The following is a 12,184-nucleotide window of genomic DNA, read 5'->3' on the forward strand; positions in this document are numbered from 1 at the left end:
CTAGGTTATGCAAGAAGTCTATTATTTTTCAAAACCAAGCAACAACATTCGCATTAACATTTAATCCAACTTGATCACGAGAAAAAATTAAAATTGCAACTGTTACAACAATAATTAAACATTTACAACAAATTTTAGAAAAAGAACAAGGAATTAATAGTAAAAAAAGATAAAAATAAACAGAAAGGAGAATAAAATAATGGAAGATAATAAACCAGTTTCTCCTGAAACAAAAACCGTTGACCAAGATGAAATTTTAAAAACAGTAATGAAAGAAATCGAAAAAACATATGGTAAAGGCGCTATTATGAAATTAGGGGATAAAAGCAACCTAACAATTGAAGCTGTCTCAACTGGAAGTTTATTACTTGATGAAGCAATTGGAGTTGGTGGTTATCCTAAAGAACGAATTATTAAAATTTTTGGGCCAGAATCATCAGGAAAAACAACTCTATCATTACATGCTATTGTTGAAGTACAAAAAAATGGTGGGCGAGGAGCCTTTATTGATGCTTAACACGCTTTAGATCCAAATTATGCTAAAAAACTTGGTGTTAATATTGCTGAATTAATTATTGCCCAACCTGATTCAGGTGAACAAGCATTAGATATTTTAGAAACACTTGTTAAATCGAATGCAATTGATTTAGTTGTCATTGATTCTGTTGCCGCATTAGTGCCCAAAGTAGAATTAGAGGGAGAAATGAGTGATGTAACAATTGGTGCGCAAGCACGTTTAATGAGTAAAGCTTTACGAAAATTAAACGGAGTAATTAATAAGACAAATTCAATCGTTATTTTCATTAATCAAATTCGCGAAAAAGTTGGTGTTTTATTTGCTAATCCTGAAACAACAGCAGGAGTAGCAACCGCCAATAAAGTAAAAATTAAAGTGGTTAAAAATAAGGTCTCACCGCCTTTTAAAACAGCTCTTGTTGATATTAATTATAATGAAGGAATTGATAAATATTATGAATTAATTGATTTAGCAGTAAAATATGATATTTTAGCAAAAACCGGGGTATGATATGCTTATCAAAATAATAAAATTTGTCAAGGCCGAGAACGTGTAAAAAAATATTTAAAAATGAATCCAGCAGTTTTTTTGGAAATTCAACAACAAATTATTAATAATTTTAAAACAAGACAACAAGATTAGTTAAATGAAACATAATAAAAGAAAAAGTTATTCTTTGAATAACTTTTTCTTTTATTATTTCGTATTCTATTTAGTCTTTTTTTTGTTTTTTAAAATGATATTTTTCTAATAAAATCCGAAACTCATTCGGGTCTTTTTTCCGAATAACATTAATTAGTTTAATTATAAAGATAATACTAGCAAAAAAAGCTTGTAAAATATTTGTGACAGCTATTTGGTAATTAATTTCTGGACTAATAACAGCATAACAAATTCAAACTAAAGAAACAGTTATTAGTAATAAATACATTAGTAATGAAATTCCTTTTGTATTTCTTTTAATAATTGTTTTAATACTCTGCGGAATAAGATAAATGCTTGTTAAACTAGTCCCAACTCAACCAATAATTTCATAAGTTGCCATTTAAAACTTCTAAAATTCTATTTCCGTTTTAATGACATGTTTCATAAATTGTAAAGTTTTGGTTCAAATCTAGTGCTTTGGCCCCACTAGTGTAACTAGCAAAGCTAATGTTAATTTCGTTGTATAGAGCATCATCACTAATTTTCGTTTGATATCATCCTAGTGGTTCAATATCTTCAAATTCTAATGCTGGTGACATATATGATCAAGTAATCGAACTATTTTGTAATAATTTTAATACTTCATAATGACCATAAACAGCTGGTTTACAACTTTCTAAATTTGCAGGAAATTGGTTAATCGGAATATCAATTAATCTTGTGCGGTCTCATGTTCATAATGAACCACCACCACCACTTCAAACAATTCGCTGGTTATTTTCTGCTGCAATTGTAATCATATTATTTGCAATTTTTACTAGTTCTTCAATACTGCGAGCACTAACTGTTGAAACTAAAACATCATGTCCAATTGCTTGGGCTTTAAGTTGTTCAAAATCGCTGGCATTGCCCACAAATTTAGTAATGGTAAGGTTATTATAATTGATAAGTTCATTAATAAGTTTCTGACCCAATTTACCTTGAGCCCCAATCAATAAAATTCTCATATTTTTTCCCTTACTAATATTTTAACATATTTATTTTTTCTAGAATGGATAAATTAATAACTAAATTTTTTTCAAAAACCCTTATTTTATTGGCATCTTTATAAAAGAAAAAATTATTTTTTTAAATCTTTTTTATAAAATAATTTGTTAAATTAAAAAATACTTGCAAAATTTTTGCAAATAAAATATAATAACAACGTAGTTAAAATAAGTTGCATAAAGACTAATTAGTTATTAATATGGCCCAATCTTAATAATTAATTATGTTTTTAATTATATGTTTCCTTTGTAAAAAACTACAAAATGAAACCAACATTGCAAATAAGTACTCTTTATAATTGTATAATCATTTAACGGTCCAAAATATTACTTTTTTTAATAATAACTAATTGCAATGTTGGTGGAAAAAATCTATATGTTGCCTTTTAGCGTTTTACTGTTAGTAAAACGCTTTTTTTATAGCAAAATTAACTAGATAAGTTTATAATTATAATAAAGTATAAACAACAGAGGGGAATTATTTTACATGCAAAATGGATTAGAAAAGCAGTTGGAAGATACGTTTAAAAGTTCCGAGCAAGCAATGTTTGATGCTTTATTAAAAAGTTATTATTTAGATGATGATCAATTAGATTATTTGCATAAACATTATCGACCAATTTTTACTTTTGATGATAATGAAACATGTATTTGTTTAAGTAATGAGCAATATGCAAATTGTTGCAAAACGAAGGTATTAAATTCAACTAAAAATCGTGCTCAATATATTTCAATTTTACAAGCAGTAGGGGACTTAACATTAAAAGAACAATATATTGAACAAGAAACAAAGCATTATCAACAAGTTTTAAAAAAATGTATTAAACAAAAATGTATTTTACAAGAATGTAATAATAAAGTTGGTCAGCATAATCTTTATTCGCTTGATATTAGTAAAAATCATTATTATTTAAATCGTTATCATTCTAAACATTTTTTTAAAAATATTAAAACATCTTTTTTAGATTTAACATCAACAGAGAAAGTACCTTATTTTTTTAATGTTTTTTGTCAAAAACATTTGAATGAATATCTTCAGTCAAACAAAACACTTGTACCGCAGTTAGAAGCATTATTAATGAATATTAACGATAATTTAGTGGATCATCAAGAAGTTTATGAAACATATATTAATTATTATTATAGTTTAAGTGTTGCTGAACAAGTGATTTTAACAATTAAACTTCGCCGAATTATGAAATTAGCGTTAGTTTATCAATTAGAATTATCACGTTTATTAAATGATTTAGATAATCAACAATATAGCTATGTTGTTAAAAAAATAACTTTGCCAAAAGAAATTCATTCAATTGTCTGCAATGATATTCTATTAGCACAATTAACTCCAATCACTTTTCAAGCAATTAATTCACCGAATAATCCATTTTTACCAAATAAAATTTTATACACAAGATTAGTTAATAATGCGAAAAAAGGGGAAATTCATTTTATTTATCATAAAAATAATCGGATTTTAAATACTTACTTTGCTGAATGAGCAGAAAAAAATAAAAATGAAAAACAATGACAAAATTATCTATCAAGTATTATCCTTAATCAAGGAACCCATTTTTTAATTAATAAAAAATATTATGATAAACTAAATCAAAAAACAAAAGATTTAATTAATATTTATTATTATAATAGGTTTGAACAACCACGAAATTCAGCAGAAGAATTAATGCTCCAAACTTTTATTAATAATTTTAATAATGGCATTAATATTTTAAAATAGGAAGTTGATGAAAATGACAATCTTAGGATGAATTATAATTGGAGTTTTTCTTAGTTTATTATTTATTTTTATTGGTTTTTTAGGATGATTTTATCAAAAAAAAAAAAAAACAGCAACTTTTTTTCAAATTTTTAAACAACTAGAAGTTGAAAATCAAGAATATATTAATAATAATTTATCAAAATTAACTTTGCAAGAAATTAACGTTAAATTTAAATTAGAACCAGATGAAAAAGTATTTAGTAATATTCCTGTTAATGTTTATCTTCAACATAAATTAAAAAATAATCAAACTCATTCCAAATATACAATTCCATTTGAAAATGGAATTAGTGTTGGTTATGGGCAAGGTAAAAGAATTAAAGAAATGTATCAAATTCCATTTCAAAATGGTCATATGTTTATTACAAACCAAAGAATTTTAATTATAAATGAAGACATTATTACAACTTGACCATTAAGTGAAGTTAATAATCTTGAATTAAGTATTTTTCGAATTAATAATATTCTATATCAAGACTTTTATTTATATACGGAACAAAAACGTTTTATGATTATTGTAAAAGGTTTAGAAACGCCATATCTAATTTATAAGGTGTGAAAGCATGAATCATAATTATTTAATTGGAATTATTTTATTTAGTACTATTTTAGGTGTTGCAATAATTATTGTTGCTATTTTAGCTTTATGCCAGCAACAAAAAATAAAACATTTTAGACAAAAGAAAAATGAACTACAAAAAATGATTGATAACAATCAAACATTGTTAAATGATAATTTAGTCGTAATTAAAATTAAATATGAATTGCCAAAAAATGAAATTTGTTATTATCAAGCACCAATTATTGGCTATGAAATAACAAAACCAAAAGAACTTCAACAAAATATCTACTACTTAACTCAACAAATGAAAGAGCAATATTATATTGAATACTTGGCTGGTTATTTAAATCTTACTACTAATAATGGTAAGGAAACAATTAATGGAACCATTTATGTTACAAATTACCGCTTAGTTTTTGAAACTAAAGATCAAAATCTTATTATTTGATTAAAAAATATTAATTTTGTTTTACCAAGTATTTTTAATCTTAATGGTTTTTATCAAATCGGTTTTTTTATTAGTACTACTGAAAAAATTTATCGCTTTATTACAAATGATGTTAAAATATCAATGACAATTTTTAAAACATGACAACAAAATAGGGGAGGCTAAGTAAACAATGAAAATGCATATTATTATTTTAGTTTTTTCATTAATCTTAATGTTAGCTTTATATACTTTTCATACTTTATTTTTTATTCATTATCAAAAACAAAAAGAAAATAATAAGGCAATTAAAGAGTATAAATGAAAAGCAATGATAATTTTTATCTTTATTACCATCTATCTGCTTTTAACTCCACTTAATATTTTTATTATTATTGATTATATTTTATTAATGATTTTATCAAATATCTCAAATACATTTGCTTATTTATTTGTAATTATGGCAATTTGTAATTATGGCTTAATTTTAAGTTATTTAATTATTCAAACATTAGTTAATAATAGTTTATGAATTAAAGTAAATGATGAAACCATTTTCTTTTTAGATGAAGAAATTATCTTATCGCAAGTGATTGGTATTGATATCAATGGTTTGTTTAATAAAGTTATTTATAAAGTTGATGGAGAAATTGAAAAAAAAGTTATTGTTGGGAAAAAAACATTTGAATTTTTAGAACAAATTAAATTAACAAATTAAAAAGCAATCAACTGGTTTTCCCAACAGGTTGATTGCTTTTTTTCTGTTTGGGTAATAAAAATAATTATGTTGGCAAAATAAGGATTTATGTAAATTATTTTTTTTATGGTAACTTAATTAATAAAAAGAAAAGATAAGAGATAACCTAAAGGGGAGAGATAGTAGTAATTATAAATCCTTTATATAATTATTCTGTTTACTTTAGAGATTTAGGAAAAATACTTTTCTTTACCCATAGTATACTATTAATATTAAAATAATACAATATTTTTTTATTTTTTAATAAAATAAAATATTTTTCCAAAATAAAAATATGAACTTTGCTAGCATTTTTCCATAATTTTAGTTATTTACCTTTATAAATTTCTAACGCTTTTTTAACAGACATTTTGTAATCAACAATTTTATTAATTGTGGGGCGGTTTTTTAAAAACTTATTACAATATTTTGCTGTTGGATCATATTTTTTTTGTTGTAACTCAGGATTAAAAATTCGAAAAAATGGTTGAGCATCAAATCCCGTCCCTGCTACTCATTGTCATGAGCATTGATTTATAATAGGGTCATAATCTATTAACTGTTGAGCAAAATATTGTTCGCCTTTACGTCAATCAATTTGTAAATTCTTAACTAAAAACGAAGCACAAACCATTCTTGCTCGATTATGTAATAACCCTGTTTCTTTTAACTCTTTCATTCCAGCATCAATAAAATCATAACCAGTTTTACCATTTTGCCACTTTTGTAATCATTCTGGATTATTTGTCCAGTCAATTGTTATTTTTTTATTTCAATTTTCACTAAAAGATCATTGTTGATGTAATTGCGCATTATAAGTTACTTGATAATAAAAATCTCGCCATGCTAATTGGCGCGCAAAAGCGTTATCAAAAACACCAAATTTTTCAATGCTTCAAAGATAACATTGTCGAATTGAAATAACACCAAATTTTAAAGCAGTACTAATTTTTGCTGTACTAGTTTCTAAATCAACAAAATCACGAGTTTGATGATAATTTTGATCTAACTGAAAAATTGCTGTTTTAACTTTTTCGGGTACTAATGGTAAATTAAAATCACTAGATTTAACATTTGTAATATCTTGTAAAATCTCAAGATTTTTTAATTGTTGGGGCAAAAAGGATTTAACCTTATAAGGAACAATCTTATTATCGTTAAAATGTCCTTTTAATTTATTTCAAAATGGTGTAAAAACAGTATAATATCCATTTTGATTAGTTTTTATTGTTCATGGTTCTATTAATACATAATCATCAAATTCACGATAAATAAAATTATATTCTTTTGATAACTGACGCATTGCTTTACTTCGGTTAAGAGCAAATGGTGTATAATCACGGTTTGTATATATTTTATTAATTTTATAACCTTGGTCTAATAAAAATTTAATTCCGGTTTGTTCATTTTCACTTTTTAGAAAATTAACATTAACCTTTTTCCTTAATTGTTTTAAACAATGAACCATTGCTTGAAAACTACGAGGTGAAAAATAATTATTTGCTTTTATTTGTTCTTTTGTAAAAATAAATAATAAATAAATTTTATCTTCTTCATTAGCCAACTGAGCAAGACCAAGATTATCTTCAATTCTAAAATCACGATGAAAAATAAAAATGTTCATTAATTACAACCACTTTCTAATTTATTTTTTATCATTATACTATAAATATGCTGTCACATAAAAAGGATTAAATTTAATCTAATACACATTTATTCTAATTTAAGTTATAATTATATACAGATATTAAAGAGAAGCGGGGAGTTAGAATGGGAGTACCAACATTTTGTCCAATTCATTTAAAAATTCATGAATGTTCAGAAAATAGTAATAAAGCTATTTCAAGAGCAACTGAAAATAAGATTAAAGCAAAAATGAATCGAATGCTAAATCCAACTACAACTAGTAATGAACCTATTAAACCAGAAGTAGTTGAAAAGGGAACAATTCAATATATTTTAGAAAATGCTAAAAAAAATAATGAAAACATTAAACACAAATTAGGAATTCCAAATGAAGATGAAAAAGCGATTGGTGTTGATGAAAATGATATTAAAGCAAAAATGGCTCGTTTACGTGCTGCAGTTACCAACCAACAAGAAGTAGGTGAAAGAGATAATAATAATTTATCTTCCCCTACTCGTACTAGTAAAAAAGATCCTGGCTTGCAAGAAATAATCGATCATGCTTATCGAGTTAATCGTGGCATTGAACGCATCAAAAGTTCATCTGAAGAAGACCCGTTAGAAACAATTAGTGATTTTGATAATAATGACTTAGATCAATTAAATGTTGAAATGCAAACTAACCAAGGAAAAAAAACCGTTTTAAACGCATCGAAACAAAAAAAGTCAACCAATAATAAACCTAATCCAGCACAAACAAAGAAACAAAAAACTACTACTAAGGAAAAAATAAGTCATAAACCAGTTGAACCAACTATTATCTTAACTGCAACAGAAATTGAAGCTTTAATTGAAAAAGCTGTTGTTAAAGCAATCGCAAAAGAAAAAAATAATAAAAAGAAAAGGGGAGAATAAAAAAAGATTTACTTCCCCTTTTCTTTTTATTTTGTTTCATCTAAAATACGTTGATCTGGTTGAATATATTTTGTTTGGCTATGTAATAAGTATTTTATTTCTTCTAATTTTTGACCAGTTAATAACACATCCTGGCAGTATTTTTTATTAATTTCCTTAATTAATTTATTTGTTGTAGTATCTGGTTGTAAGGTTTCTAATGTTTCAAATGAAACTTGTTCTCTTAAATCATATTTACTAATAATTCCTCGTAAACCAACACCAATTAACCGAATTGGCTGACCTGATCAAAATTGATCAAATAATATAATTGCCACTGAATAAATATCATCTAGGAAGTTAGTATACTTTTTAATTGTTTGTTGTCTTGTAAAACGTTTTCGATTAGCATTTTTAAATGTAACATAAATGACATTGCCAACCATTGTTCGTTTTTGTGCTCGTTGACTAACATGTTTTGCTAATAAATAAATTTTATTCTTAATATCTTCATAATCAATTAAGTCATATTCAAAAGTTGTTTCATTACCAATTTGTTTTAATTTATTATGTTCAAAAGTTAATTGTTGTTCACCACCACCATTAGCCCGTTCAACAAAAGCATGTGCTGGTTTGCCTAAAATGGTTTCTAATGTTGCAAGATCAGCAAACTCTGCTAAATATTTAATCGTATTAATTCCAATTTCATTTAAACGATGAGTTGCTTGTTTACCAATCCCAAATATTTTATTAACTGGTAATGGTTGAACTAAGTCAGTAACATCTTCTGGCCGAATTAACGTAATTCCCATTTGTTTTTTCATATCACTAGCAATTTTTGCTAGTGATTTATTATATGAAATACCAATACTATTTGGTAATCCAATTTGTTGAAAAACATTTTGTTGCATATCAAGCGCTAATTGCATTGCCGAACCATATTTTAAATAAATATCAGTTACATCAATATAACACTCATCAATTGAAGCCACTTCAATTTTGTCAGTATAATGCATACTAATAAAATCAAATAATTTTTGCGCAAAATCAACGTATAAACCAAAATCTTGCTTAACAATTTCAAGGTCCTGGCAAATTTCTTTTGCCTTATATAACGGCATTGGACTATTAATGCCTAATTGTCGTGCTTCATAATTCGCTGTTGTTACAACTGCTCGCCGTGAAGAATTAGCAACAACAAGTGGTTTTCCTTGAAAGTGGGGATTAGCAACTTGATGACAACTAGCAAAAAAACTATTCATATCAATATGAAAAATAACTTTCATTCTTTCTCTCCCCTATTTTACTTTTACTAAAGGCCAAAGGGTCCTGTATATTTATAAATTTTTTTAAAAATAAAATTATAACCAAAAATATATGTAAACTGAATACTCCGTGAATAACTACGAGCAATAATTCAATCATCATATAACTCCGGAAACTGTTTTTTAACAAATGGTCGCATTTCTGTTTCATATCAATTTTCTAAATTTTGCTTAAAATGGCCATTAAAACTTAATAAAATTAAATATGCTGCAATAATAAAAATTAATAATAAATTTAAAACTCCATAGCGATTAATAAAGTAAAAGAAATTGTTATGTTCTAACAAGGCGGGATTAGTTTTTAAAATAGCAATAAAAATAATTGTAAATAATGAGACGATAAGAAAGAATAACAATAATAATGGTGGAGCCAAATATAATAAGAAATGCATTGTTTGAGCATGTTTATTTTTTAAATATAATTGGGTTGCAAAAAATGTTCGCCCTAAAACATAATCTAATCCCATCCCTGATAAAAAATAAGACTGATTAAATAATTGTAAATCATTAATATAAAATGTTTTCTTTTTATAAGAATGTGTAATTAAAACTTGGCCCGGTTTACGAACAACTTTTAAACCAGTAATTTTCTTTTTCGTTAAATAGCGATCAATTACTTCTAATGAAATCATTGATTGACTTGGAGCATTATTTAAATTTGGAATTGGAACTAAAATATTTCGGTAAGATAAAATTAAAAAAATTAATATAATAATATTAATCGCAATAAAAAATCCAATTAAAATAAAGGCTATTTCACTATTTCCTAATATCATCGTAATCATCCTCTACTATTAAATAATAAAATAAACTGATACTCCTTATATTATATATTATAACTTGAAAGTGTAAACATTAATAGGTTATTGTGCTAAAAAATATTTTTTCTTTTCCTTTTACTCTAATTGTTATCTTTTGTAAGAGTTATTTCCTCAATTAATTCAATCTCTCCCGTTTTAACTTTTTGTAATCGTTCTTTAACCATTGCTGATAAGGATAGTAAACTACCATTATTTAATTTCATTTGTAACATTTTTTTTCGTTCTTCATTATTGGGGTCAGCTGCTAATTTTAATAAACGCAAACGTTGTTCATAATTTAAATTATTGGGATCTAGCACATCCTCATAATTAATAAAGATTGCTTCTTTTTTACTTGCATCAATATTTATTTTAGCATTTTTTAAGATATTGCTCATTGTTAATGGTTCATTGTCTAAGATTTCATCTGAAATTAGCGGTATTCCATCATTACTATTAGATAAGGACAAATTATCATTATTTTTACCCTGTACTTTTGAAAGTAAAACTGGATTATTAAAATATTTTTGGTCAGGATAAACCTCATCACCGCCAACGCATGGAGTCGCATCTAGTACAACTTGAGCTGGTTTATTTAATAATTCTTCTAATGATTTAGGAGCATAAAAACTATATTTTCGGCGTCCTTCAATCCGTTGTTCTTGAACTCAATTTCGTAGAACATCTAATTTACGCGTAATTAAATTAGCTTTTGATTTTTGCCAACGATCATAAATTTGATTAACATCAAGTGCTGGAGTAACCATATCATTTTCATTAAATGGAACAAATCGATTCTTATTATTTAAATTTAATTCATCTAAATCAGTTAATTCTGTTGCTTGGTTAATTTCTGCCCCTTCTATTGGTTGACATTCAGAATAATCTAATTCATCATAATTATCATTGTGATCAAAAACATCATTTTGAACATTATTTTGTTTAACATTAAATTTATTATTGTAATATGAATATGTCTCAAATTCATTTGTTAATCTAGTAATTTTATCAACAGAATTTTGATTATTATTTAATATCGTTTTATCTTGCAAAATTGAAGTTGGTCGTTTTGCTGGATCAAAATCATTTGGGTCATAATCATCTCAATAATCAATTACTTTTTTATTATTTTCCATTATTAAAACCCCCATATTTTTTTATTTATTTATTATACTATAAAATTAAGGTGAAAAAAAGGGTTCAGATAGCTCTGATTAATAAAATATCTGGTTTTTAAATAATCATTGATTAAGTCATTAATTAGTGCTATACTATGAATATTATTAAACTTATATCAAATTATTAAAACTATATTAACAATTATATTAACAATGTTACTATAGAAATACGAGTGTGAAGTATTTATGTCTGTTACTGTTTTTTTAATTTGATAATAATATTATGAATTAATTTTTTACATACCAAATATCTTAAGTTGTTTAAATTTGAGTACCAACCACCCCTGTGCTTTATTTTCATTTTTTTATATCAAAATATTAAAATATTAAATATTGAAAATGAAAGAAGGAAAACAAAATGAAAAAATTAATAAGCATACTAGGGATCACAACAATTGCTAGCAGCATTATGCCTGGTGTTGTAGGAAATAGCCCATACCAAACAAATAATATCACTAGACTTCTTGCATAACCTATTAAAATAATTGTAAATATTTTTAAAAAGATACTAATAGCAAATTATAATTTTAATTAATTATGTCTTTTATTTAAAAAATTAATATTTTCCTACAACGAAAAATGACTTTTTTATTTAAATTATTTAATTTTAAATACATCTTCTATGCTATCTATAATAATTGCAAATTATAA

General features: G+C 25.3%; 11 protein-coding genes and 1 pseudogene. 6 read left to right on the forward strand and 6 right to left on the reverse strand.

The features are described 5' to 3' along the window. Positions 1-199 precede the first annotated feature (199 nt). A pseudogene (gene recA / locus EHU54_RS02235) lies at positions 200-1,159 on the forward strand (recombinase RecA). A gap of 70 nt (positions 1,160-1,229) precedes the next feature. Here the strand turns inward: recA and EHU54_RS02240 are convergent. Together EHU54_RS02240 and EHU54_RS02245 are read right to left on the reverse strand one after the other, a co-directional pair. Next, positions 1,230-1,562, reverse strand: a complete 333-nt coding sequence (locus EHU54_RS02240; protein WP_400248715.1) for a SemiSWEET family sugar transporter — start codon at positions 1,560-1,562, stop codon at positions 1,230-1,232. A gap of 28 nt (positions 1,563-1,590) precedes the next feature. Beyond that, complete coding sequence (locus tag EHU54_RS02245; protein WP_400248716.1) at positions 1,591-2,169, reverse strand: NAD(P)-dependent oxidoreductase; 579 nt, start codon at positions 2,167-2,169, stop codon at positions 1,591-1,593. 526 nt (positions 2,170-2,695) lie between these two features. Between EHU54_RS02245 and EHU54_RS02250 the strand changes: the two genes are divergently transcribed. From EHU54_RS02250 to EHU54_RS02265, 4 genes are read left to right on the forward strand one after another with little or no spacing between them, the layout of a single operon-like run. Next, positions 2,696-3,943, forward strand: coding sequence for a hypothetical protein (locus EHU54_RS02250; protein ID WP_400248717.1), 1,248 nt, complete (start codon positions 2,696-2,698; stop codon positions 3,941-3,943). A gap of 7 nt (positions 3,944-3,950) precedes the next feature. Beyond that, on the forward strand, positions 3,951-4,559 hold the full coding sequence (locus EHU54_RS02255; RefSeq protein WP_400248718.1) for a hypothetical protein: 609 nt from the start codon (positions 3,951-3,953) through the stop codon (positions 4,557-4,559). Beyond that, entirely contained in the window at positions 4,549-5,160 is a 612-nt protein-coding gene (locus EHU54_RS02260; RefSeq protein ID WP_400248719.1) for a hypothetical protein, read from the forward strand. Before EHU54_RS02255 ends, EHU54_RS02260 begins: the two co-directional genes overlap by 11 nt. Positions 5,161-5,167: 7 nt before the next feature. After that, positions 5,168-5,692: a hypothetical protein gene (locus tag EHU54_RS02265; protein WP_400248720.1), complete on the forward strand. Its 525-nt coding sequence runs from the start codon at positions 5,168-5,170 to the stop codon at positions 5,690-5,692. Between the two features lie 346 nt (positions 5,693-6,038). Here the strand turns inward: EHU54_RS02265 and EHU54_RS02270 are convergent, their stop codons facing one another. Beyond that, positions 6,039-7,334 carry a cryptochrome/photolyase family protein gene (locus EHU54_RS02270; RefSeq protein ID WP_400248721.1) on the reverse strand — a complete coding sequence of 432 codons (1,296 nt, stop codon included), beginning with the start codon at positions 7,332-7,334 and terminating at the stop codon, positions 6,039-6,041. 146 nt (positions 7,335-7,480) lie between these two features. On the opposite strand from EHU54_RS02270, the gene EHU54_RS02275 reads away from it, so the two are divergent. Beyond that, positions 7,481-8,251 (forward strand): hypothetical protein, encoded by a 771-nt coding sequence (locus EHU54_RS02275; protein ID WP_400248722.1) that lies wholly within the window; start codon positions 7,481-7,483, stop codon positions 8,249-8,251. Between the two features lie 26 nt (positions 8,252-8,277). Here EHU54_RS02275 and dinB read toward each other — a convergent pair whose 3' ends face one another. The 3 genes from dinB to EHU54_RS02290 form a co-directional block, all read right to left on the reverse strand. After that, a complete protein-coding gene (dinB, locus tag EHU54_RS02280) occupies positions 8,278-9,516 on the reverse strand; it encodes a DNA polymerase IV (protein ID WP_400248723.1) in 1,239 nt (412 codons plus the stop codon). Between the two features lie 26 nt (positions 9,517-9,542). Then, positions 9,543-10,331 carry a hypothetical protein gene (locus EHU54_RS02285; protein ID WP_400248724.1) on the reverse strand — a complete coding sequence of 263 codons (789 nt, stop codon included), beginning with the start codon at positions 10,329-10,331 and terminating at the stop codon, positions 9,543-9,545. A gap of 125 nt (positions 10,332-10,456) precedes the next feature. Further along, positions 10,457-11,491: a hypothetical protein gene (locus tag EHU54_RS02290; protein WP_400248726.1), complete on the reverse strand. Its 1,035-nt coding sequence runs from the start codon at positions 11,489-11,491 to the stop codon at positions 10,457-10,459. Between the last annotated feature and the right edge of the window lie 693 nt (positions 11,492-12,184).

The organism is Spiroplasma sp. ald (genome assembly GCF_044714355.1).
Lineage (GTDB): Bacteria > Bacillota_I > Bacilli_A > Mycoplasmatales > Mycoplasmataceae > Spiroplasma > Spiroplasma phoeniceum.